The following is a 22,787-nucleotide window of genomic DNA, read 5'->3' on the forward strand; positions in this document are numbered from 1 at the left end:
GACGCATTCATTTATTGGTATCGCATGAACCCCATCGTAATTAATCGGCTTCAACGGAAGCTGGGCTACACTTTTAATCATCAGGAACTGTTGCAGCAGGCATTAACTCACCGCAGTGCCAGCAGCAAACATAACGAGCGTTTAGAATTTTTAGGCGACTCTATTTTGAGCTTTGTTATTGCCAATGCGTTGTATCATCGTTTTCCGCGTGTGGACGAAGGTGATATGAGTCGCATGCGCGCCACGCTGGTGCGCGGTAATACGCTGGCTGAATTAGCCCGTGAGTTTGATCTCGGCGAATGTTTACGTTTGGGGCCGGGCGAACTGAAAAGCGGCGGCTTCCGTCGTGAATCTATTCTGGCTGATACCGTCGAAGCACTGATCGGCGGCGTCTTCCTCGACAGTGATATTCAGACTGTTGAACAACTGATCCTTAACTGGTATCAAACCCGTCTGGATGAAATTAGTCCGGGCGACAAACAAAAAGATCCGAAAACGCGTTTGCAGGAATACTTGCAGGGTCGCCACCTGCCGCTGCCGTCTTATCTGGTAGTACAGGTCCGTGGCGAAGCGCACGATCAAGAATTTACTATCCACTGCCAGGTTAGCGGCCTGAGTGAACCGGTGGTTGGCACAGGTTCGAGCCGTCGTAAGGCTGAGCAGGCTGCCGCCGAACAGGCGTTGAAAAAACTGGAGCTGGAATGAGCGAAGAAAAAACCTATTGCGGATTTATTGCCATCGTCGGTCGCCCGAACGTTGGTAAATCCACCCTGTTGAATAATCTGCTTGGGCAGAAGATTTCCATTACCTCCCGTAAGGCGCAGACGACCCGTCACCGCATTGTCGGTATTCATACCGAAGGCGCGTATCAGGCTATTTATGTTGATACCCCGGGCCTGCACATGGAAGAAAAGCGTGCCATCAACCGCCTGATGAACAAAGCGGCCAGCAGTTCTATTGGTGACGTTGAATTGATTATTTTCGTCGTAGAGGGCACGCGCTGGACGCCGGACGACGAAATGGTGCTGAACAAACTGCGTGACGGTAAAGCTCCGGTTATCCTGGCGGTCAACAAAGTGGATAACGTCCAGGAAAAAGCCGATCTGCTGCCGCACCTGCAGTTCCTGGCAAGCCAGATGAACTTCCTCGACATCGTACCGATGTCTGCCGAAACCGGCATGAATGTCGATACCGTTGCGGGCATCGTGCGTAAGCATCTGCCGGAAGCGATTCATCACTTCCCGGAAGATTACATCACCGACCGCTCGCAGCGCTTTATGGCCTCTGAAATCATCCGTGAAAAGCTGATGCGTTTCCTCGGTGCTGAACTGCCGTATTCTGTGACCGTTGAGATTGAGCGCTTTATCCCTAACGAACGTGGCGGCTACGATATCAACGGCCTGATCCTTGTCGAACGCGAAGGGCAGAAGAAGATGGTAATTGGCAACAAAGGGGCCAAAATTAAAACCATCGGTATTGAAGCACGTAAAGACATGCAGGAAATGTTCGAAGCGCCTGTGCACCTTGAACTGTGGGTGAAAGTGAAATCTGGCTGGGCCGATGACGAACGCGCGCTGCGCAGTCTCGGTTACGGCGACGACGTCTAAACCCTTCCTCTGAAAGACGACGAGTATTATGATGGATGGATGGCAACGCGCATTTGTCCTGCATAGTCGCCCCTGGAGCGAAACCAGTTTAGTGCTGGACGTTTTCACGGAAGAGTCGGGTCGCGTGCGCCTTGTGGCTAAAGGCGCACGTTCCAAACGTTCCAATCTGAAAGGCGCACTCCAGCCTTTTACCCCATTATTACTTCGCTTTGGTGGACGTGGTGAGGTCAAAACCCTACGTAGCGCTGAAGCCGTCTCTCTGGCACTCCCGCTTAGCGGAATCACGCTGTACAGCGGTCTGTATATCAACGAACTCATTTCTCGCGTGCTTGAGTACGAGACCCGCTTTTCTGAACTCTTTTTCGATTACCTGAACTGTATCCAGGCGTTGGCAGGCACATCCGGTTCACCAGAGCCCGCCCTGCGTCGCTTTGAGCTGGCGTTGCTCGGTCATCTGGGCTACGGCGTGGATTTTGCCCACTGTGCGGGCAGCGGTGAACCGGTGGACGACACCATGACCTATCGCTATCGGGAAGAAAAAGGGTTTATCGCCAGCATCGTTATTGATAACAACACCTTTACCGGACGCCATCTCAAAGCACTTGCATCGCGTGAATTTCCGGATGCCGATACGTTACGTGCCGCGAAACGCTTTACCCGCATGGCGTTAAAGCCGTATCTTGGTGGTAAGCCGTTAAAAAGCCGGGAACTGTTCCGGCAATTTTTACCAAAACGCGCAGTAAAAACAAATAATGATTAACGAGGATTGTCATGGCCGAATTACTGTTAGGCGTCAACATTGACCACATTGCCACTTTACGTAACGCACGCGGCACCGCATACCCGGACCCGGTTCAGGCGGCATTTATCGTTGAGCAAGCGGGGGCGGATGGGATCACCGTTCATCTGCGTGAAGACCGTCGTCATATTACTGACAGAGACGTGCGAATTCTGCGTCAAACGCTGGATACACGTATGAATCTGGAAATGGCGGTGACGGAAGAGATGCTGGCCATCGCGGTTGAAACCAAGCCGCATTTCTGCTGCCTGGTGCCGGAAAAACGTCAGGAAGTCACCACTGAAGGCGGCTTGGATGTGGCGGGTCAACGCGACAAAATGCGTGATGCCTGCAAGCGTCTGGCGGATGCGGGGATCCTGGTCTCGCTGTTTATCGATGCCGATGAAGAACAAATTAAAGCGGCTGCTGATGTTGGCGCGCCGTATATTGAAATTCACACCGGCTGCTATGCTGATGCGAAAACCGATGCTGAACAGGCCAGCGAACTGGCACGTATCGCCAAAGCTGCGACCTTTGCTGCCAGCCTGGGTCTGAAGGTGAACGCCGGTCACGGCCTGACTTACCATAACGTCAAAGCTATTGCGCGGATCCCGGAAATGCACGAGCTGAACATTGGTCATGCGATCATCGGACGTGCGGTGATGAGCGGTCTGAAAGACGCCGTAGTGGAAATGAAACGTCTAATGCTGGAAGCGCGTGGCTAATGGCGATTCTGGGATTAGGCACGGACATCGTGGAGATTGCGCGCATTGAAGCGGTGATCTCCCGTTCCGGCGATCGGCTGGCCAGACGCGTCCTCAGCGACAACGAATGGACCATTTGGGAAACGCATCAGCAGCCGGTGCGTTTTCTGGCGAAGCGTTTTGCGGTAAAAGAGGCGGCGGCAAAAGCCTTTGGCACCGGCATTCGTAACGGGCTGGCATTTAATCAGTTCGAAGTGTTCAACGATGAACTCGGCAAGCCGCGTTTGCGGTTATGGGGAGAGGCGTTAAAACTGGCGGAGAAGCTCGGTGTTATGCATATGCACGTGACGCTGGCCGATGAACGTCACTATGCCTGCGCCACGGTCATTATTGAGAGTTAAAGCTTGTCTGCGTGATGCATTAACACAAACTTATCCCACAGCTGTTCTTCTGTTTCGATATGTGCCGGATCTTTCAAAATAGTATTGGGGATCGGGCACACCTTTTGACAGGTTGGCGTGTCGTAATGACCTACGCATTCCGTACACTTGTCGCTGTTAATCTCGTAAATGCTGTCACCCATTGAAATGGCCTCATTCGGGCATTCGGGTTCGCACATATCGCAATTGATACACTTTTTAGTGATTAACAGGGCCATCAGGAAACTCTCAAAACATCACAAATCGGGCGGGCATTATACGCGCATTCTTTGCTCAAACCAGTTTTTTTACCAGCGCTTCGCTGTGGCGGATCCGCTCCGGGGCATGTTCGAGATCTTGCTGCACCAGCGCCATAAACAGTAAATCAGTCAACATCATTTGCGCATGCGTTGATGAAATTGCGGCACTGCGCGTGGCCTGTTCTTCGGCAATGGTGTACAGGCAACGGGTGGCTCGCTGCTGCAGGGCATTGGGAGTAAAACCAGTGATGGCGAGGATTTTTGCCCCGGTGCGTAATGTTTCATCCGCGGCCAGATTGAGTTCGCGTCGCTCTCCGCTATACGAAATGGCCAGCAGCAGATCGTTTGAATCCAGCGCCTGTACGGTCGCCAGCAGGGCATGCATATCGCGTTCAACGACCGCATTAAATCCTATCTTCAATAGCTTCCAGGCAAAATTTTGCGCCACCAGGCCCGAGGCGCCAATGCCGGTGAGGATAATGCGTCGGGCTGTGCGCAGCATCGTGACGCTTTCCATCAGTTTGTCTTCGCTATTGACGTCCAGCGTGGCATGCATCGCTGCTACGTTCTCCTTAATTAGCTTCTCACCTACCAGTCGCATAGGATCGTCACCGCGGATCTGATTGTGCACCGGAACCGAATGCGGATTGGGATTGCTGGCCAGCGCTTCGCTGATCGCCAATTTGAGGGCCGGGAAGCCTTTAAAGCCCATTTTCTGCGCGAACTTCACGACGCTGGACTGGCTAACGCCCGCTTCAAAAGCTAGCTGCTGAGAGCTGAGATGACGCACATTATCTGGTTGCGTAAGAAGATAATCCGCAAGCTTTTTATCGCTTTGTGCGAGGTCAGGGTAACGCTGACGAATGCGAATCAAACAGTTCATGCTGTCTCCTGGCGAAAACGTGATGGCGATTACAAAACAACATTTCACTCGCCTGAGTGAATATAATATTCCATTATGACGGATTATTATGAATTAAAAATTCCTAAGGAACAAAAATGAATCTCGGTGCGTTAGTGTCAGAAACCCGCAATCCACAAACGATGGATCTCGATGCGTTATCAACGCTTGAGCTGGTACATCGTTTTAATCAACAGGATACGCTGGTAGCGGAAGCAGTAAAAGCGACACTGTCTGAAGTTGCGCATGCGGTTGATGCGGCTGCGCAGGCACTTAAAGCAGGCGGGCGGATTATTTACATGGGGGCAGGGACCAGCGGACGTCTCGGCGTGCTGGATGCCTCAGAATGTCCGCCAACTTTTGGTGTACCGCACGGATTAGTGGTCGGGCTGATTGCCGGTGGGCCAGGGGCGTTATTAAAAGCGGTTGAAGGCGCAGAAGATAACTCGCAGCTTGGGGAAGATGACCTGCGGGCGCTGAATCTGACCGCGCAGGATCTGGTTGTCGGTCTGGCGGCATCGGGTCGGACACCGTATGTGATTGGCGGCCTGAAATATGCGCATGCGGTGGGCTGTACGACGGTCGCGATTTCCTGTAATCCGGACTCACCTATTGCCCGCGAAGCGGATATCGCCATCTCCGTGGTGGTTGGTCCGGAGGCGCTGACTGGTTCAACCCGTCTGAAGTCGGGCACCGCGCAGAAACTGGTGCTAAATATGATTTCCACCGGTGCGATGGTGAAGTATGGCAAGGTGTATCAGAACCTGATGGTGGATATGAAAGCGACCAACGCCAAGCTGGTCGATCGGGCCTGCCGGATGGTGGTGGAAGCTACCGGCATTTCGCGCGAAGACGCTGAAACGTTACTGAAGCAGACCGATTTTGACGTTAAGCCCGCCATTCTGATGGCGCTGACCGAGCTAGACGCGACGGCAGCCAGGGCAAAACTCTCCGCTCACCAGGGTTTTTTACGCGCGGCGTTAGAACACTAAGAGGTACATATGGACAAAACGGCGGCGCTTGCCAGCGATATTCTGCTGGGGGTTGGCGGAGAAAAAAATATTCTGCGCCTGGAAAACTGTATGACCCGCGTCAGGGTAGAAGTCCAGGATGACGACCAACTGGATATTCCCCGGCTGAAGCAGCTGCCCGGCGTCAGCGGCTATGTGAAGCAGGGGGCGCAGCATCAGATTATTGTCGGTCCCGGTAAGGCCGCCAAAGTGGTGGATGCCATGCGTTCTCTGATTGCTGATGACGGCGAACGTCCGCATGCACACGACATTGAACGCACAAAATCTCAGGTGAAAGCGAAGTACAAAGCGCCAATGAGCGATGCGCTGCGTAAACTGGCAAACGTCTTTATTCCGCTGATCCCGGCGTTTATCGCCTCCGGTTTGATTACCGGTATTATCAATATCCTCAAGCGCCCTGATATTGTGGGCGACTTTGCCACCCATTATCCCAATATGCTGGGGCTGTTAGGTATTTTCGGCAGCGCCGTTTTTGCCATCATGAATATTCTGGTGGGGGTGAATACGGCCAAAGTGTTTGGGGGTTCGCTGGCAATGGGCGGCGTAATGGCCGGCATTCTCTCCAGCCCACAGCTAGCGCAAATTACCCTGTTTGGCGAGGCGCTACAGCCCGGGCGTGGCGGGGTGATTGCGGTGCTACTGGTGGTGGCGTTAATGTGCTGGATAGAGCGCAAATTCCGCGAGGTGTTGCCGGAATCGCTGGAGTTGATCCTTAATCCGTTGCTGACCACCCTGATTACCGGGACGATTGCGATTGTGGCGCTACAACCGCTCGGTGGCTGGATCTCCGAGTCCATTGCCCACGGCGCCTCCTGGGCGATTGATCGCGGCGGTTTCCTGGTCGGCGCGGTGCTGGCGGGAACGTTCCTGCCGCTGGTGCTCACCGGACTCCATCAGGGGCTGGTGCCGATTCACGTGGAACTGGTGCAGGCGCATGGCTATAACGCGCTATTTCCCATCCTGGCGATGGCCGGGGTCGGTCAGATTGGCGCCGCAATTGCTGTTCTGATGAAAACCCGTAACGCACGACTGAAAAAAGTGATCAAAGGCGCGCTGCCGGTCGGGTTACTGGGCATTGGCGAGCCGTTGATTTTTGGCGTAACGCTGCCGCTGGGTAAACCGTTTATCGGCGCTTGCCTCGGTGGTGCGGTCGGTGGGGCGCTGATCAGCTACTGGAAAGTGGCGACGGTTATCACCTTTGGTATCTCGGGATTACCGCTGGCGCTGACGATTGTTGCCGGAAAAGTGATGTTCTATCTGTTAGGCTATCTGGTAGCGGTTATCGCCGGGTTCTTGTTTACCTGGCTATTGGGGTTCAACGATCCAGAGGACTAAGGTTTGACCAATCACGAGCGTCGCGTTGTCTTTTTTGATTTGGACGGTACGTTACACCAGCAGGATATGTTCGGTAGTTTTCTGCGTTATCTGCTGCGCCGCCAACCGTTGAATGCGCTGCTTGTACTGCCGCTGTTACCGATTATCGCGGTGGCGATGTTGATCAAAGGGCGCGCCGCCCGTTGGCCAATGAGTTTGCTCCTGTGGGGATGCACTTTTGGTCGGCGAGAAGCACGCCTTAAAGCCCACCAAGCTGATTTTGTGCGTTGGTTTCGCCATCACGTGACGGCGTTTCCGCTGGTGCAGCAGCGCCTGACCACCTATCTGTTAAGCTCTGATGCGGATATTTGGCTGATCACCGGTTCCCCGCAGTCGCTGGTCGAGCAGGTTTACTTTGACACCCCGTGGCTGCCTCGGGTGAATCTTATCGCCAGTCAAATGGCGCGCGGTTACGGTGGCTGGGTGCTGCCTTTACGCTGCCTTGGCCATGAGAAAGTCACCCAACTGGAACGCCAGATTGGCGCCCCGCTGGCGCTGTATAGCGGCTACAGCGACAGTAAGCAGGACAATCCGCTGCTTTCGTTCTGCCAGCATCGTTGGCGCGTCACGCCGCGTGGAGAGCTGCAGCAACTCGAATAGAGTAAACGATAGCGTCTGTGTATAATGCGCCCGCTTTGATTACTGGAGTTCTGCCTTTGTCTGATGTTGAATTTAGCCACGAATACTGGATGCGTCATGCGTTAACGCTAGCAAAGCGCGCCTGGGATGAGCGTGAGGTTCCGGTGGGCGCGGTTCTGGTGCATAACAATCGTGTGATTGGCGAAGGCTGGAATCGGCCGATTGGTCATCACGATCCCACCGCTCATGCTGAAATCATGGCGCTGCGTCAGGGCGGGCTGGTCCTGCAAAATTACCGTTTACTGGATGCCACACTGTACGTCACCCTTGAGCCATGCGTGATGTGTGCGGGTGCAATGGTACACAGCCGTATCGGTCGGGTGGTATTTGGTGCGCGTGATGCGAAAACGGGGGCCGCGGGTTCGTTAATGGATGTACTGCATCATCCGGGCATGAATCACCGGGTTGAGGTGACAGAAGGCATATTGCGTGATGAATGCGCCACGCTGCTCAGTGACTTCTTCCGTATGCGTCGTCAGGAAATTAAAGCCCTGAAAAAGTCCGTCACGGAGTGATTACAGCGGTAGGCCGGATAAGGCTTTTAAGCCGCCATCCGCCATCCGGCATGAGCATGCCACTACTTTTCCTCCTTCTTCTGCGGGGAAAACAGCAGTGAAGGGGTGTGAGTCAGATAGTTCGACGAGGTTTGCGAGAGAAACGCTGAGAGCGGAAATTTCTCTTTCCCTAACAACTCTGCGGGCGAAACCGCCGGATAATCCTGCGCCAGTTGCTGCGTTTCGATCGCCTGCTTTTCTTTCTCCTGCAGATATCCCACCAGACTTATCTGATACTTACGGATATTCTCTACGTAGGCATAGGCTTCGTGGCCGCGTGCATAGCCATAGGTCAGTTTTTTGTACCAGGGCTTTTGGCTGAGCAGCGGCAAGCGCTGTTTTACGTCGGCCCAACTGTCCGGGTTACCTTTGGTTTTTACCGTCAGCGCGCGGGCGTCCAGCATATGCGCATACCCCATATTATAGGCGGCAAGCGCAAACCAGATCCGTTCGCCCTCGGGGACGGTATCCGGAACTTTACTCATCATATCTTGCAGATAGCGAGCGCCCCCGCTGATGCTTTGCTCGGCGTCGGTTCGGTCCGTTAATCCCAGACTCTGGGCGGTATTTTTGGTCAGCATCATCAGACCACGTACGCCGGTCGGCGAGGTGGCCTGCGCATCCCAGTGCGATTCCTGATAAGAGATGGCCGCCAGCAATCGCCAGTCTATCTCTTGCGCATATTTCTCAAACAGCGGCTTGAGATCAGGCAATACGCTGTCGACCGCCCGTAAAAACGTGCGGGTATCAACATAGTCAAAATCATTGCCATGCCCGAGATATTTTTCTTCCAGCCGCGCCAGTAACCCGTCTTCATTGATGGTGTTAAAGAAATCCAGCAGGGCGGCGGAAAGTGTATTGTCATCGTCCAGCGGGCTAAACCAGGTCACCGGTTGTTCGTCAGAGACATCCAGTGCGACGGCCAGTTCAGGGTGTACGCGCTGATACAGACTTATCGCTACGGAATCGGCAATGGTGTAGTCCAGCTTGCCGTTGATGACATCATCGAGCAGTTCCGTGGTGCCCTTTTTATCATCGATCTTCCAGCTCAGCTCAGGAAATTTTGTTTCTTTCAGGTGTTGCAGGTCATTCACCACCACGTGCCCGGGGGCGATAGTCAACTGTTTATCTGTCACGTTGGCCAGGGTGCGTGGACGATATTGCCCGACCCGATACACCAGTTGCTGGGAAACCGAGTAGTAGGTGGGGCCTGGCTGGTAATTTTTGACCCGTTCGCTGTTATAGACCAGACCGGCGGCGAGCAGATCGGCCTTGCCGTTGTCGAGGTCGTCAAAAAGCTGGCTGATATTCTGGCGCACGGTGATTTTTAACTTCACGCCTAAATAACGGGCGAACTGTTGGGCCAGCTCATAATCCAGCCCGAAGCGTTTCCCGGTAAGAGTGGAATGCGTTAACGGAGAGTCAATGGTACTGACGCGCAGCTCTCCCCGCGATTGAATGGCGGCGATACGATTGTCGGCTTTACCGAACCAAGGAATGGATGGCCACAAGGCCGCTGCCAGCAGCAACGTCAAAATGCCGATAAACAGATAATTAATCTTTAATTTTTTCAATTAGTTAATTCTCTGAACCGTGCGTTGTTTCAGCCTGCTATGCTCGCGATTAAGAAGTGAATTCATCATCAATGAGCGGCATTTTGCTTAAACTTGCGTCAGTTGGCAACTCCTTCAGCAGGGGGGCAGCATTTGAGGATAACTGACGGTTGTGATTTTATTTCGACGCAAACGGTTTCGTCGGCGCGGCAGATTCTTTATAATGACGCCCGTTTCCCCCCTTGCGCACACTTATAAGCGCCTCAGGCGCTTCGAAGACGAGAGACTTATGATGGAAATTCTGCGTGGTTCGCCTGCACTGTCTGCATTCCGTATTAACAAATTGCTGGCGCGTTTTCAGGCGGCCAATCTTCAGGTTCACACTATTTACGCCGAGTATGTCCATTTTGCTGACCTGAATGCCCCGTTAAACGAGGATGAGCATGCGCAACTTGCACGCTTGTTGCAATACGGTCCGAGTCTCAGCAGCCACGTCCCTGAAGGCAAGCTGCTGCTGGTTACGCCTCGCCCGGGAACCATCTCCCCCTGGTCTTCTAAAGCGACTGATATTGCCCATAACTGCGGCTTGCAACAGATTAGCCGTCTGGAACGTGGTGTTGCCTACTATGTTGAAGCCTCCACGCTAAGCGCTGAACAGTGGCAGGAAGTGGCTGCCGTGTTACACGACCGCATGATGGAAACGGTTTTCTCTGCGCTGGACGATGCACAAGCGTTGTTTGCTCATCACCAACCGGCGCCGGTTTCTAGCGTTGACCTGCTGGGTACAGGTCGCCAGGCGCTGATCGACGCGAACCTGCGTTTGGGTCTGGCGCTGGCAGACGATGAAATCGACTATTTACAGGATGCGTTTATCAAACTGGGACGCAACCCGAACGACATCGAGCTGTACATGTTTGCGCAGGCCAACTCTGAGCACTGCCGCCATAAAATTTTTAACGCCGACTGGGTAATCGACGGTAAACCGCAGCCGAAGTCGCTGTTCAAGATGATTAAAAACACCTTCGAAACCACGCCGGATCACGTCTTGTCTGCCTATAAAGACAACGCGGCAGTGATGGAAGGCTCTGAGGTCGGGCGCTACTTCGCCGACCATCAAACCGGTCGTTATGATTTCCATCAGGAGCCTGCGCATATCCTGATGAAGGTCGAAACCCACAACCACCCGACCGCTATCTCTCCATGGCCGGGCGCAGCAACTGGCTCCGGCGGTGAAATCCGCGACGAGGGTGCGACCGGGCGTGGCGCGAAGCCGAAAGCTGGGCTGGTGGGTTTCTCCGTGTCCAACCTGCGTATTCCGGGCTTTGAACAGCCGTGGGAAGAAGATTTCGGCAAGCCGGATCGGATCGTTACCGCACTGGATATCATGACTGACGGCCCGCTGGGCGGCGCGGCGTTTAACAACGAATTCGGTCGCCCGGCGTTGACCGGCTATTTCCGTACCTATGAAGAAAAAGTGAATAGCCACAACGGTGAAGAGCTGCGCGGCTATCACAAACCCATCATGCTGGCCGGTGGGATCGGCAACATTCGCGCCGATCACGTGCAGAAAGGCGAGATCGTCGTCGGTGCAAAACTGATCGTCCTCGGTGGTCCGGCAATGAACATCGGGCTTGGCGGCGGGGCGGCGTCTTCAATGGCCTCCGGCCAGTCCGATGCCGATCTGGATTTTGCTTCCGTACAGCGCGACAACCCAGAAATGGAACGTCGCTGTCAGGAAGTGATCGACCGCTGCTGGCAGATGGGGGATGCGAACCCGATTCTGTTCATCCACGACGTGGGTGCGGGCGGTCTGTCTAATGCGATGCCTGAGCTGGTCAGTGACGGTGGACGCGGCGGTAAGTTTGAGCTGCGCGATATCTTAAGTGATGAGCCAGGCATGAGCCCGCTGGAGATCTGGTGTAACGAATCTCAGGAGCGTTACGTCCTGGCGGTTGCTGCAGATCAGTTGCCCCTGTTTGACGAACTGTGTAAGCGCGAGCGCGCACCGTATGCGGTAATCGGTGAGGCCACCGAAGAGCAGCATCTTTCGATGAATGACCGTCATTTCGATAATCAGCCGATCGACCTGCCGCTCGATGTGCTGCTGGGCAAAACACCAAAAATGACCCGTAATGTGCAAACGCTGAAAGCGAAGGGCGAGCAGCTTGCGCGTGAGCAGATTACGCTGGGCGATGCGGTCAACCGCGTGCTGCACCTGCCTGCCGTCGCAGAAAAAACGTTCCTCGTAACCATCGGCGACCGTACCGTCACCGGCATGGTAGCGCGCGACCAAATGGTCGGGCCGTGGCAGATCCCGGTGGCGAACTGCGCAGTGACCACCGCCAGCCTGGATAGCTATTATGGTGAAGCGATGTCTCTCGGTGAGCGTGCGCCGGTTGCGCTGCTGGACTTCTCTGCCTCTGCCCGTCTGGCAGTGGGGGAAGCGCTGACCAACATTGCGGCGACGCAGATTGGCGATATCAAACGTATCAAGCTCTCCGCAAACTGGATGGCGGCAGCCGGCCACCCTGGCGAAGATGCTGGGTTGTACGAAGCGGTCAAAGCGGTAGGGGAAGAGCTATGCCCGGCGCTTGGCCTGACTATCCCGGTGGGTAAAGACTCCATGTCGATGAAAACCCGCTGGCAGGAAGGCAACGAACAGCGTGAAATGACCTCGCCGCTGTCGCTGGTGATCACCGCGTTTGCCCGTGTGGAAGATGTCCGTCATACCATCACCCCTGAACTCTCAACCGAAGACAACGCCCTGCTGCTGATTGACCTCGGTCTGGGTCATAACGCGTTGGGTGCGACTGCACTGGCGCAGGTCTATCGCCAACTGGGCGACAAACCGGCGGATGTCCGCAACGTTGCGCAGCTGAAAGGCTTCTATGATGCCATGCAGGCGCTGGTTGCTGCGCGTAAGCTGTTGGCCTACCACGACCGTTCTGACGGTGGTCTGCTGGTGACGCTGGCGGAAATGGCCTTTACCGGTCACTGCGGTATTCAGGCGGATATCAGCACGCTCGGCGATGACCGCCTGGCGGCACTGTTTAACGAAGAGTTAGGTGCGGTGATTCAGGTTCGCGCGGCGGATCGTGAGGCGGTAGAAGCGCTGCTGGCACAGCATGGCCTCGGCGACTGCGTTCACTATGTTGGCCAGGCTGAAGCCAGCGACCGTTTTGTGATTACTGCCAACGGTCAGACGGTGTTCAGCGAAAGCCGCTCCACGCTTCGTATGTGGTGGGCAGAAACCACCTGGCAGATGCAGCGTCTGCGCGACAACCCGGAATGTGCCGATCAGGAGCATGACGCCAAAGCCAACGATGCCGATCCCGGTCTTAACGTAAAACTGTCGTTTGATATTAACGAAGACGTTGCAGCCCCGTACATCGCCACCGGCGCACGCCCCAAAGTGGCCGTGCTGCGCGAGCAGGGCGTTAACTCTCACGTTGAAATGGCTGCGGCGTTCCACCGTGCTGGCTTTGACGCCATCGACGTTCACATGAGCGATCTGCTGGGCGGGCGCATTGGTCTGGGGAATTTCCAGGCGCTGGTGGCCTGTGGTGGCTTCTCTTACGGTGACGTATTAGGTGCCGGTGAAGGTTGGGCGAAATCCATTCTATTCAACAACCGCGTGCGTGATGAGTTTGAAACCTTCTTCCATCGCCCGCAGACGCTGGCGCTCGGGGTGTGTAACGGCTGTCAGATGATGTCTAATCTGCGTGAACTGATCCCGGGTAGCGACCTGTGGCCACGTTTTGTGCGTAACCACTCCGATCGCTTTGAAGCGCGCTTTAGCCTGGTAGAAGTAACGCAAAGCCCGTCGCTGTTGCTGCAGGGTATGGTGGGTTCCATGATGCCGATTGCCGTTTCTCACGGTGAAGGGCGTGTGGAAGTCCGTGATGATGCGCATTTGGCGGCACTGGAAAGTAAAGGTTTGGTGGCGTTACGTTTCGTCGACAACTTTGGCAAGGTCACCGAAACCTATCCGGCTAACCCGAACGGTTCGCCAAACGGGATCACGGCGGTGACCACCGAAAATGGCCGCGTAACGATCATGATGCCACATCCGGAACGTGTGTTCCGCACGGTGAGCAACTCCTGGCACCCGGAAAACTGGGGCGAGGACAGCCCGTGGATGCGCATCTTCCGTAACGCGCGTAAACAACTCGGCTAACACGATCGTGTGATGTTCAAGGCCCCTCCACGTGAGGGGCTTTTTTTATGTTGTAGGTCGGATAAGGCGTTTACGCCGTCATCTGGCAATGTGCGCGATACTGCCTGATGGCGCTGCGCTTATCAGGCCTACGGGGTAGAGCGGTTGTAGGCTGGATAAGGCGTTTACGCCGCCATCTGGCAATAAACTCAGTGTTTGCGCCGCAAAATTAAAGTGTCGGGAATTCCCGACATCGATGGTAGGGTGGTGTCGTCAAAAAGAGACATTTAATTAATTGATTTATAAATGTTTTGTTTTTAAGTGCTACAGGTGTTGCTAATTAGCGACACATGGCGCAAAAAACAGCCAAAACCATTCATCGATTAAATGAATATATTTTGTATATTTATCATTGTGTTAATATAATGTTTTGAATATTGGCACGCTTGCTGCATAATACTAAGCAGTGGCTCATTCACCTTCTTATGTCAGCCCCTTCGGGACGCGCTACATAAACTTCGAATGACGCACAACAAGGTGCCTGCCGTCCAACTTCTGATATTTGCCTTGCGCATATCAAACTCCGGGCGAAACGTCGAGTTAGGCACCGCCTTATTCCATAACAAAGCCGGGTCATTCCCGGCTTTGTTGTATCTGGCGTTCCCCTCAGTTAGCATCGTCCTATCCCTTTTCGTTGAGAGTAACGCCTTGAAGCGCTGGTCTGTTTTCCCCCGGTCTTTACGTCAGTTGGTTACGCTGGCATTTTTGCTGATCCTGCTGCCTCTGTTAGTTCTGGCCTGGCAGGCATGGCAAAGTCTGAATGCCCTAAGCGCCCAGGCGGCGCTAACCAACCGCACCACGCTGATTGACGCCCGGCGGAGTGAGGCGATGACTAACGCAGCACTGGAGATGGAACGCAGCTATCGGCAATACTGCGTGCTGGATGACCCGACACTGGCGAAGGTTTATCAGGGGCAGCGTAAACGTTACAGCGATATGCTGGATGCCCATGCGGGTGTGTTGCCTGACGTCAAACTCTATCAGGCGCTTCGCCAGGATCTGAACGATCTCGCGCAGTTGCAGTGTCAAAACAGCGGCCCCGACAGTGTGGCGGCTGCACGTCTTGAGGCTTTTGCCAATGCCAATACCGAGATGGTGCAGGCCACGCGAACCGTGGTCTTCTCGCGCGGCCAGCAGCTGCAACAAGAAATTGCTGAACGTGGTCAGTTCTTTGGTTGGCAGGCGCTGGTACTGTTTCTCGTTAGCCTGGCGATGGTGCTGCTGTTCACGCGGATGATCATCGGTCCGGTAAAATCCATTGAACGAATGATCAACCGCCTGGGGGAAGGCCGCTCGCTGGGCGATACCGTATCGTTTACCGGTCCGCGAGAGCTGCGATCGGTGGGGCAGCGTATTATCTGGCTGAGTGAGCGCCTGTCGTGGCTTGAATCTCAGCGGCATCAATTTTTACGCCATCTTTCACATGAACTCAAAACGCCGCTGGCGAGCATGCGTGAGGGAACCGAACTGCTGGCCGATCAGGTCGTTGGCCCACTGACGCCGGAACAAAAAGAAGTTGTCGGCATTTTGGATGACAGCAGCCGCAATCTGCAAAAACTGATTGAGCAACTGCTTGATTACAACCGCAAGCTGGCCGATGACGCGATTCAACTGGAAAGGGTTGAAATCGCGCCGATCGTGGAGAGAGTGGTTTCTGCACATAGTCTGCCTGCGCGCGCCAAAATGATACATACTGATGTGACGCTGGCAGAAATCGCCTGTCTGGCAGAGCCGGTGCTGTTAACGAGCGTGCTGGACAATCTTTATTCCAATGCGGTGCACTATGGTGCTGAATCCGGTACCATTTGCATCCGCAGCAGCTTGCATGGTGCGACGGTGTACATTGACGTAATGAATACCGGCGAGCCGATTCCGCCAGCAGAAAAAACCATGATCTTCGAGCCTTTTTTCCAGGGAAGCCATCAGCGAAAAGGGGCGGTAAAAGGAAGCGGATTAGGACTCAGTATCGCCAGAGATTGCATCCGCCGTATGCGGGGGGAGCTGTACCTGGTCGACGATTATGCGCAAGGCGTTTGTTTTCGCATCGAACTGCCGCTATCTGCAATGAAAAACCATTAAAAATGAATCTAAGTCTGGTGAGTATGCCACACGTTGTTGTCCGAATGCTTAAACGACATTTTTTCCGCCGCGCATTATTGCTAAGCTTGCCGTGCCTGGCGCTGGTGGGGTGTGTGCCGAACGCGGTGGATCATATTATCGGCGATCCTTCACAGGAGAAAATTCCGCCCCATCAGTTGGCGGATTACCTTTCAACCGAGTGCGCAGATATCTGGTCACTGCAGGGGCAGTCTACGGACAGCAATCCGTTGTACTGGCTGCGTGCCATGGACTGTGCTGACCGCCTGATGCCAGTTCAAGCCCGTAGTGAAGCCAGTACCCAGCTCACTGACACCTGGCAGGGCGCGTTCAAGCGCGGGATCCTGCTCGCCAGTGCCAATATCACGCCGCCGGAAAGACGAGATGTGGTGACGCGACTTGATGCGCTCAGTCCGCAAATTCCGGCGCAGGTACGGCCGCTGTATCAGGTCTGGTTTAGCGGCCAAACTCTGCAGTTACAGTTGGCCGAAGAGCGCATGCGCTACAGCAAACTTCAACAGTCGTCAGACAGCGATCTTGATACGCTGCGTCAGCAGCAACAGCATTTGCAGACGCAGCTCGATCTCACTACCCGCAAACTGGAAAATCTGACCGATATTGAGCGTCAGCTTTCCACGCGCAAGCCTGCCGGCAGTTACAATCCTGATGCGCTGCACGGGAATGAAAAACTCTCCACACCTGACGATGCCGGGGGCACCGGGTCCTCGAGCGAGGAGGTAACGCCATGATAAGCCGTAAACCCGCACATTTGCTGCTGGTCGATGACGATCCGGGATTGTTGAAGTTACTCGGCATGCGTTTAACCAGTGAAGGCTACAGCGTCGTGACGGCGGAAAGCGGGCAGGAAGGGTTACGGGTGCTTAACCGTGAAAAGGTGGATCTGGTCATCAGCGATCTGCGCATGGATGAAATGGACGGCATGCAGTTGTTTACCGAAATCCAGAAAGTCCAGCCGGGTATGCCGGTTATTATCCTGACCGCGCATGGTTCAATTCCGGATGCGGTAGCTGCAACTCAGCAGGGCGTATTTAGTTTTCTGACCAAACCGGTCGATAAAGACGCGTTATACAACGCCATTGACGGGGCGCTGGAACAATCTGCCCCGGCGACCGATGACGGCTGGCGCGAATCGGTTGTCACCCGCAGCCCGTTGATGCTGCGTCTGTTAGAGCAGGCGCGTATGGTGGCGCAATCGGACGTCAGCGTGCTGATTAACGGCCAAAGCGGTACCGGCAAAGAAATTTTTGCCCAGGCTATCCATAACGCCAGCCCGCGCGGCAGCAAACCTTTTATTGCGATTAACTGCGGCGCGTTGCCGGAACAATTGCTCGAGTCCGAGCTGTTTGGTCATGCGCGTGGCGCGTTTACCGGGGCGGTGAGCAATCGTGAGGGGCTATTTCAGGCCGCCGAGGGCGGGACGCTGTTTCTGGATGAGATAGGCGATATGCCCGCTCCATTGCAGGTGAAATTGCTGCGTGTGTTGCAGGAGCGTAAAGTTCGCCCCCTTGGCAGCAACCGTGATATCGACATTGACGTGCGGATTGTCTCCGCAACGCACCGCGACTTACCCAAAGCGATGGCGCGGGGCGAATTCCGTGAGGATCTCTACTACCGCCTTAACGTGGTGAGCCTGAAGATCCCGCCGCTGGCTGAACGTACGGAAGACATTCCCTTGCTGGCAAACCATCTGCTGCGTCAGTCCGCTGAACGGCACAAACCGTTTGTGCGCGCATTCTCGACCGATGCCATGAAGCGTTTAATGACCGCCAGCTGGCCGGGCAACGTGCGTCAACTGGTCAACGTTATCGAACAATGCGTGGCGCTCACCTCATCGCCAGTGATCAGTGACGCGCTGGTAGAGCAGGCGCTGGAAGGTGAAAATACCGCCTTGCCAACCTTTGTTGAAGCGCGTAACCAGTTTGAACTGAACTACCTGCGTAAGCTGCTGCAAATAACCAAAGGCAACGTGACCCACGCAGCGCGAATGGCGGGGCGCAACCGCACCGAATTCTATAAATTGCTTTCTCGACATGAGCTGGATGCAAACGACTTTAAAGAGTAGCACCGTAAATACGACTGATTTATGATACGGTGAGCAGCCGGTTACGCGATAAAAACGACAGGAAAACCATGAAAAAGATTGATGCGATTATTAAACCCTTCAAGCTCGACGACGTCCGCGAAGCGCTGGCAGAAGTGGGCATTACCGGTATGACCGTAACGGAAGTGAAAGGCTTTGGCCGTCAGAAGGGCCATACCGAGCTGTACCGTGGTGCGGAGTACATGGTGGATTTTCTGCCGAAGGTAAAAATTGAAATTGTGGTTACCGACGACATCGTGGATACCTGTGTCGATACCATTATTCGCACGGCTCAAACGGGTAAAATTGGCGACGGTAAGATTTTTGTCTTTGACGTGGCACGCGTGGTGCGTATCCGTACTGGCGAAGAAGACGACGCAGCAATTTAAGCCGCGCCGTGCTTGCCGGATGGCGGTGTAAACACCTTATCAGGCCTACAAAACCCCGTAGGCCTGATAAGCGCAGCGCCATCAGGCATGACGTAATTACAGGACTTTATGCGGACCGAAGCATTCGTAATGAATATTCTCGTTCTTCACACCCAGACCGATCAGCTGCTTCGCGGCAAACTGCATAAAGCCGACTGGACCGCACAGATAAAACTGCATCGCCGGATCGCTGATTGCACCTTCCAGTTTATTCAGATCCATCAGGCCCACGCTGTCATACGCGCCTTTTTCACGGTCTGCTTCATTCGGTTCACGATACCAGGTGTGGGCACTAAAGCGCGGCAGTGAGTTGCCCAGCTCATTCACTTCATCAGCAAAGGCATGCACATCGCCGTTTTCTGCCGCGTGGAACCAGTTTACCTGCGCCGTGTGTCCGGCTTTCGCCAGTGTATCCAGCATTGCCAGCATCGGGGTCTGACCAACGCCTGCGGAAATCAGCGACACCGGAGTATCGGTGGCGACATCCATAAAGAAATCGCCTGCCGGTGCGGCTAAATGAACGATGTCACCGACTTTCGCATGGTTATGCAGCCAGCTTGAAACCTGACCGCCGTCTTCACGCTTAACTGCAATGCGGTAGCCCTTGCCATCCGGTTTGCGGGTCAGAGAGTACTGACGAATTTCCTGATGCGGGAAACCTTCCGGCTTAAGCCAGACGCCCAGATACTGCCCCGGATGGTATTCAGCCACCGCACCGCCGTCGACGGGCTCAAACTCAAAGCTGGTAATTAATGCGCTACGCGGTGTTTTTGCCACAATGCGGAAGGGACGAGTACCTTCCCAGCCGCCATTTTTGTTGGCGTTCTCACTGTAAATCTGCGCTTCGCGGTTGATGAAGACGTTAGCCAGCACGCCATACGCTTTACCCCACGCGTCCAGCACTTCTTGCCCTGGGCTGAACATCTCGTCCAGCGTTGCCAGCAGGTGACCGCCCACGATGTTGTACTGCTCAGGCTGAATCTGGAAGCTGGTATGCTTCTGGGCAATTTTTTCGACCGCAGGCAACAGCGCCGCCAGGTTGTCGATATTGCTGGCGTAAGCGGCGATAGCGTTAAACAACGCTTCACGCTGATCGCCATTACGCTGGTTACTCATGTTGAAAATTTCTTTGAGTTCTGGGTTATGCGTAAACATGCGATCGTAGAAATGGGCGGTCAGTTTCGGGCCGGTTTCGACCAGCAGGGGAATAGTGGCTTTCACTGTAGCGATGGTTTGTGCGTCAAGCATACGGTCTTCCTTTATCTGAGGCTTTAATGATGTATGTCAAATACATCTTATAAAAAATACCCCTGCATTGTAAATGGTTCTTTGTAACTTTGCGTTGTAAAGGTTACAACTTGAAAAATCTGCATCACAAACCTGAAAAGAAATCCGTTGAAATTTGCCATGTTATTATTCTCCAAAGCCTTGTGTGCTGTGAAGGTAATCGTTTGCGTAAAATCCTTTGTCAAGACCTGTTATCGAAGATTGATTCGGTTATACTGTTGGCCGTCGTCCAACAGGACTGCCTTTTTAGGCCGAAATTCTATTGTTAGCTGAGTCAGGAGATGCGGATGTTAAAGCGTGAAATGAACATTGCCGATTATGATGCCGAACTGTGGCAGGCTATGGAGCAGGAAAAAGTACGTCAGGAAGAGCACATCGAACTGATCGCCTCCGAAAACTACACCAGCCCGCGTGTCATGCAGGCGCAGGGTTCTCAGCTGACCAACAAATACGCTGAAGGTTATCCGGGCAAGCGCTACTACGGCGGTTGCGAGTATGTGGATATCGTTGAACAACTGGCGATTGACCGCGCGAAAGAGCTGTTTGGTGCCGACTACGCTAACGTCCAACCGCACTCGGGTTCTCAGGCTAACTTCGCGGTCTACACTGCGCTGCTGCAGCCGGGCGATACCGTTCTGGGTATGAACCTGGCGCAAGGCGGTCACCTGACTCACGGTTCCCCGGTCAACTTCTCCGGCAAACTGTACAACATCGTCCCTTACGGCATCGATGAATCCGGCAAGATTGACTACGAAGACATGGCTAAGCAGGCTCAGGCCCACAAACCGAAGATGATTATCGGTGGCTTCTCTGCGTACTCCGGTGTGGTTGACTGGGCAAAAATGCGTGAAATCGCTGACAGCATCGGTGCATACCTGTTCGTCGACATGGCACACGTTGCCGGTCTGATTGCTGCAGGCGTATACCCGAACCCGGTTCCGCATGCACACGTTGTTACCACCACGACCCACAAAACCCTGGCGGGTCCGCGCGGCGGCCTGATCCTGGCAAAAGACGGCAGCGAAGAGCTGTACAAAAAACTGAACTCCGCTGTGTTCCCAAGCGCACAGGGCGGCCCGCTGATGCACGTGATCGCGGCAAAAGCTGTGGCGCTGAAAGAAGCGATGGAGCCAGAGTTCAAAGTTTACCAGCAGCAGGTTGCGAAAAACGCCAAAGCGATGGTTGAAGTGTTCCTGAACCGCGGCTACAAAGTGGTTTCTGGCGGCACTGAAAACCACCTGTTCCTGCTGGATCTGGTCGACAAAAACTTGACCGGTAAAGAAGCCGATGCGGCGCTGGGCCGTGCGAACATCACGGTTAACAAAAACAGCGTACCGAACGATCCGAAGAGCCCGTTCGTGACCTCCGGTGTCCGTATTGGTTCTCCGGCAGTGACCCGTCGCGGCTTTAAAGAAGCGGAAGTGAAAGAACTGGCTGGCTGGATGTGTGACATTCTGGACAACATCAATGATGAAGCCACTATCGAACGCATTAAAGCCAAAGTGCTGGATATCTGCGCTCGCTTCCCGGTTTACGCATAAGTCATACGGATTGCCGGATGGCGGTGTAAACACCTTATCCGGCCTACATATGAGTTACTTGTAGGCCGGATAAACGCAGTGCCATCCGGCAGTTATATCGACTTAAGCGTCACCGTCTCATCAAGTAAAGCCGCTAACAGCGGCTTTTTCTTTGCCTGAATCCACTTGCGCAGCTGCCGCATTTCTCGTCCCTGGTTGAGCGTTACCGCGCCGACTATCACCTCGTTTTGCAGGTTAAACCAGATAGCCTTGCCGTCATCTGGACTGCCGCGCACGACCCAGCCATCACTACGCATATCGCCAATAAACTGCAGGTTGTCGCTGAACTGATCGGTCCAGAACCAGGGCGGAGGTAGCGTCGGGAGTGTCAGCCCCAGCATGGCTGCCGCGGCAGTTTGCGCCTGATTATTGGCGTTTTCCCAGCTTTCGCAACGTTGCAGCGTACCGTCTGGCGAACGCTGTACTGCCACATCTCCGGCGGCAAAAATGTTCGGATCGACGGTTCTGCACGACGCATCAATGATAATGCCGTTTGCCACATCAAGACCCGCATCACGGGCAAGCCCGTCGTTGGCGACAATCCCGATACCGTAGATCACGCTATCAACCTGAAGCTGTTCGCCACGTTGCAGCGTGAGGGCGATGCGTTCCCCGCCAGCCACCTGTTCAATCGCATTATTCAGCAGCAAATGTACGCCAGCCTGCTGGTGGCGGGCGGCCAGATAACGTTGTATCGGCGGCGGAGCGTTGCGACCCATCACCGTGGCAGCCAGTTCAATGACGGTGACCTGACAACCGCGCTGCGTGGCGCTGGCAGCCAGCTCAAGTCCGATGGTTCCGGCTCCGACAATAGCGATCGACTGCCCGGGGCTGAGCGCGTCTCGTAGACGCGCTGCATCTCCGGCGTGGCGCAGCGTGAAGCCGCGGTCACCGAGCGTATCCAGTAATGGGAACGGGCGTGCCGCTGCGCCTGTGGCAATCAGTAATTGATCCCACGGGTAGGTCTGTCCGTCAGCCAGTACCAGCGTTTGCGTTTCTCGCCCGAGCGTTTGAACGGTGACGCCCAGATGCAGCTGAACATTATTATCCCGCCACCAGTCTGCGTTCAGCACCGGCTGCAGCTGCGGCACGTCGTCCAACAGCATGGTTTTGGAAAGTGGAGGGCGTTCGTAGGGCAGATGCGGCTCATCGGAAAACAGATGGATCTCGCCGTCAAACCCCTGTTGACGCAGTGCAGCTGCCGCCATTGCCGCGGCCTGTCCGCCGCCGACAATGGCGATGATATTGTGGTACATAA

General features: G+C 54.5%; 20 protein-coding genes and 1 pseudogene. 15 read left to right on the forward strand and 6 right to left on the reverse strand.

What is annotated here, in order from left to right; translation table 11 throughout:
* Nucleotides 1-24 precede the first annotated feature (24 nt).
* From rnc to acpS, 5 genes are read left to right on the forward strand one after another with little or no spacing between them, the layout of a single operon-like run.
* The gene (rnc, locus tag AC3ITF_RS05885; RefSeq protein ID WP_003037579.1) at nucleotides 25-705 is read left to right on the forward strand and encodes a ribonuclease III; all 681 of its coding nucleotides are present in this window, start codon (nucleotides 25-27) and stop codon (nucleotides 703-705) included.
* A complete protein-coding gene (gene era, locus AC3ITF_RS05890; RefSeq protein ID WP_096756127.1) occupies nucleotides 702-1,607 on the forward strand; it encodes a GTPase Era in 906 nt (301 codons plus the stop codon). The genes rnc and era overlap by 4 nt, the downstream gene beginning before the upstream one ends.
* A gap of 31 nt (nucleotides 1,608-1,638) precedes the next feature.
* Complete coding sequence (gene recO, locus AC3ITF_RS05895) at nucleotides 1,639-2,367, forward strand: DNA repair protein RecO (RefSeq protein ID WP_096759353.1); 729 nt, start codon at nucleotides 1,639-1,641, stop codon at nucleotides 2,365-2,367.
* A gap of 11 nt (nucleotides 2,368-2,378) precedes the next feature.
* Nucleotides 2,379-3,110 (forward strand): pyridoxine 5'-phosphate synthase, encoded by a 732-nt coding sequence (pdxJ, locus tag AC3ITF_RS05900; RefSeq protein ID WP_096756128.1) that lies wholly within the window; start codon nucleotides 2,379-2,381, stop codon nucleotides 3,108-3,110.
* Nucleotides 3,110-3,490 (forward strand): holo-ACP synthase, encoded by a 381-nt coding sequence (gene acpS, locus AC3ITF_RS05905; RefSeq protein WP_115257753.1) that lies wholly within the window; start codon nucleotides 3,110-3,112, stop codon nucleotides 3,488-3,490. The genes pdxJ and acpS overlap by 1 nt, the downstream gene beginning before the upstream one ends.
* Here the strand turns inward: acpS and AC3ITF_RS05910 are convergent.
* Both AC3ITF_RS05910 and AC3ITF_RS05915 read right to left on the reverse strand, forming a co-directional pair.
* A complete protein-coding gene (locus AC3ITF_RS05910; protein WP_096756130.1) occupies nucleotides 3,487-3,747 on the reverse strand; it encodes a YfhL family 4Fe-4S dicluster ferredoxin in 261 nt (86 codons plus the stop codon). The two genes, acpS and AC3ITF_RS05910, sit on opposite strands and share 4 nt — an antisense overlap.
* Before the next feature lie 55 nt (nucleotides 3,748-3,802).
* On the reverse strand, nucleotides 3,803-4,651 hold the full coding sequence (locus tag AC3ITF_RS05915; RefSeq protein ID WP_096756131.1) for a MurR/RpiR family transcriptional regulator: 849 nt from the start codon (nucleotides 4,649-4,651) through the stop codon (nucleotides 3,803-3,805).
* 116 nt (nucleotides 4,652-4,767) lie between these two features.
* Between AC3ITF_RS05915 and murQ the strand changes: the two genes are divergently transcribed.
* The 4 genes from murQ to tadA all read left to right on the forward strand — a co-directional run bounded on the left by murQ (nucleotide 4,768) and on the right by tadA (nucleotide 8,228).
* Nucleotides 4,768-5,661: an N-acetylmuramic acid 6-phosphate etherase gene (gene murQ / locus AC3ITF_RS05920; protein WP_489176220.1), complete on the forward strand. Its 894-nt coding sequence runs from the start codon at nucleotides 4,768-4,770 to the stop codon at nucleotides 5,659-5,661.
* Between the two features lie 9 nt (nucleotides 5,662-5,670).
* Complete coding sequence (locus AC3ITF_RS05925) at nucleotides 5,671-7,035, forward strand: PTS transporter subunit EIIC (RefSeq protein ID WP_115257755.1); 1,365 nt, start codon at nucleotides 5,671-5,673, stop codon at nucleotides 7,033-7,035.
* Nucleotides 7,036-7,038: 3 nt separating this feature from the next.
* The gene (yfhb, locus tag AC3ITF_RS05930; protein ID WP_096756134.1) at nucleotides 7,039-7,674 is read left to right on the forward strand and encodes a phosphatidylglycerophosphatase C; all 636 of its coding nucleotides are present in this window, start codon (nucleotides 7,039-7,041) and stop codon (nucleotides 7,672-7,674) included.
* Nucleotides 7,675-7,763: 89 nt separating this feature from the next.
* A complete protein-coding gene (gene tadA / locus AC3ITF_RS05935; protein ID WP_244958374.1) occupies nucleotides 7,764-8,228 on the forward strand; it encodes a tRNA adenosine(34) deaminase TadA in 465 nt (154 codons plus the stop codon).
* 62 nt (nucleotides 8,229-8,290) lie between these two features.
* On the opposite strand, the gene mltF is transcribed toward tadA, so the two are convergent.
* The gene (gene mltF / locus AC3ITF_RS05940) at nucleotides 8,291-9,841 is read right to left on the reverse strand and encodes a membrane-bound lytic murein transglycosylase MltF (RefSeq protein WP_137399729.1); all 1,551 of its coding nucleotides are present in this window, start codon (nucleotides 9,839-9,841) and stop codon (nucleotides 8,291-8,293) included.
* A 268-nt stretch (nucleotides 9,842-10,109) separates the two neighbouring features.
* On the opposite strand from mltF, the gene purL reads away from it, so the two are divergent.
* From purL to glnB, 5 genes are all read left to right on the forward strand, one after another.
* A complete protein-coding gene (purL, locus tag AC3ITF_RS05945; RefSeq protein ID WP_489176221.1) occupies nucleotides 10,110-13,997 on the forward strand; it encodes a phosphoribosylformylglycinamidine synthase in 3,888 nt (1,295 codons plus the stop codon).
* 687 nt (nucleotides 13,998-14,684) lie between these two features.
* The gene (qseE, locus tag AC3ITF_RS05950; protein ID WP_489176431.1) at nucleotides 14,685-16,115 is read left to right on the forward strand and encodes a two component system sensor histidine kinase QseE/GlrK; all 1,431 of its coding nucleotides are present in this window, start codon (nucleotides 14,685-14,687) and stop codon (nucleotides 16,113-16,115) included.
* Nucleotides 16,116-16,138: 23 nt separating this feature from the next.
* A complete protein-coding gene (gene qseG, locus AC3ITF_RS05955) occupies nucleotides 16,139-16,882 on the forward strand; it encodes a two-component system QseEF-associated lipoprotein QseG (protein ID WP_096759355.1) in 744 nt (247 codons plus the stop codon).
* Entirely contained in the window at nucleotides 16,882-18,216 is a 1,335-nt protein-coding gene (gene glrR / locus AC3ITF_RS05960; protein WP_304571763.1) for a two-component system response regulator GlrR, read from the forward strand. The genes qseG and glrR overlap by 1 nt, the downstream gene beginning before the upstream one ends.
* Before the next feature lie 68 nt (nucleotides 18,217-18,284).
* Complete coding sequence (glnB, locus tag AC3ITF_RS05965) at nucleotides 18,285-18,623, forward strand: nitrogen regulatory protein P-II (RefSeq protein WP_002438074.1); 339 nt, start codon at nucleotides 18,285-18,287, stop codon at nucleotides 18,621-18,623.
* Here glnB and AC3ITF_RS05970 read toward each other — a convergent pair.
* Together AC3ITF_RS05970 and hmpA are read right to left on the reverse strand one after the other, a co-directional pair.
* Nucleotides 18,620-18,715: pseudogene (locus AC3ITF_RS05970) on the reverse strand (hypothetical protein); the annotation flags it as partial. The gene glnB and the pseudogene AC3ITF_RS05970 sit on opposite strands and share 4 nt — an antisense overlap.
* Nucleotides 18,716-18,719: 4 nt before the next feature.
* Complete coding sequence (gene hmpA / locus AC3ITF_RS05975) at nucleotides 18,720-19,910, reverse strand: NO-inducible flavohemoprotein (protein WP_115257760.1); 1,191 nt, start codon at nucleotides 19,908-19,910, stop codon at nucleotides 18,720-18,722.
* Nucleotides 19,911-20,236: 326 nt separating this feature from the next.
* Between hmpA and glyA the strand changes: the two genes are divergently transcribed.
* Entirely contained in the window at nucleotides 20,237-21,490 is a 1,254-nt protein-coding gene (glyA, locus tag AC3ITF_RS05980; RefSeq protein ID WP_115257762.1) for a serine hydroxymethyltransferase, read from the forward strand.
* A 92-nt stretch (nucleotides 21,491-21,582) separates the two neighbouring features.
* Here glyA and hcaD read toward each other — a convergent pair whose 3' ends face one another.
* Complete coding sequence (hcaD, locus tag AC3ITF_RS05985) at nucleotides 21,583-22,785, reverse strand: phenylpropionate dioxygenase ferredoxin reductase subunit (protein ID WP_117343495.1); 1,203 nt, start codon at nucleotides 22,783-22,785, stop codon at nucleotides 21,583-21,585.
* Between the last annotated feature and the right edge of the window lie 2 nt (nucleotides 22,786-22,787).

The organism is Citrobacter sp. KH_055_1, from assembly GCF_057838705.1.

Excerpts from the sequence above, each read along its gene's own strand:
- rnc (WP_003037579.1), top strand. The coding sequence starts at position 25 with ATGAACCCCATCGTAATTAATCGGCTTCAACGGAAGCTGGGCTACACT.
- era (WP_096756127.1), top strand. The coding sequence starts at position 702 with ATGAGCGAAGAAAAAACCTATTGCGGATTTATTGCCATCGTCGGTCGC.
- recO (WP_096759353.1), top strand. The coding sequence starts at position 1,639 with ATGGATGGATGGCAACGCGCATTTGTCCTGCATAGTCGCCCCTGGAGC.
- pdxJ (WP_096756128.1), top strand. The coding sequence starts at position 2,379 with ATGGCCGAATTACTGTTAGGCGTCAACATTGACCACATTGCCACTTTA.
- acpS (WP_115257753.1), top strand. The coding sequence starts at position 3,110 with ATGGCGATTCTGGGATTAGGCACGGACATCGTGGAGATTGCGCGCATT.
- AC3ITF_RS05910 (WP_096756130.1), bottom strand. The coding sequence starts at position 3,747 with ATGGCCCTGTTAATCACTAAAAAGTGTATCAATTGCGATATGTGCGAA.
- AC3ITF_RS05915 (WP_096756131.1), bottom strand. The coding sequence starts at position 4,651 with ATGAACTGTTTGATTCGCATTCGTCAGCGTTACCCTGACCTCGCACAA.
- murQ (WP_489176220.1), top strand. The coding sequence starts at position 4,768 with ATGAATCTCGGTGCGTTAGTGTCAGAAACCCGCAATCCACAAACGATG.
- AC3ITF_RS05925 (WP_115257755.1), top strand. The coding sequence starts at position 5,671 with ATGGACAAAACGGCGGCGCTTGCCAGCGATATTCTGCTGGGGGTTGGC.
- tadA (WP_244958374.1), top strand. The coding sequence starts at position 7,764 with ATGCGTCATGCGTTAACGCTAGCAAAGCGCGCCTGGGATGAGCGTGAG.
- purL (WP_489176221.1), top strand. The coding sequence starts at position 10,110 with ATGATGGAAATTCTGCGTGGTTCGCCTGCACTGTCTGCATTCCGTATT.
- qseG (WP_096759355.1), top strand. The coding sequence starts at position 16,139 with ATGCCACACGTTGTTGTCCGAATGCTTAAACGACATTTTTTCCGCCGC.
- glnB (WP_002438074.1), top strand. The coding sequence starts at position 18,285 with ATGAAAAAGATTGATGCGATTATTAAACCCTTCAAGCTCGACGACGTC.
- hmpA (WP_115257760.1), bottom strand. The coding sequence starts at position 19,910 with ATGCTTGACGCACAAACCATCGCTACAGTGAAAGCCACTATTCCCCTG.
- glyA (WP_115257762.1), top strand. The coding sequence starts at position 20,237 with ATGTTAAAGCGTGAAATGAACATTGCCGATTATGATGCCGAACTGTGG.
- hcaD (WP_117343495.1), bottom strand. The coding sequence starts at position 22,785 with ATGTACCACAATATCATCGCCATTGTCGGCGGCGGACAGGCCGCGGCA.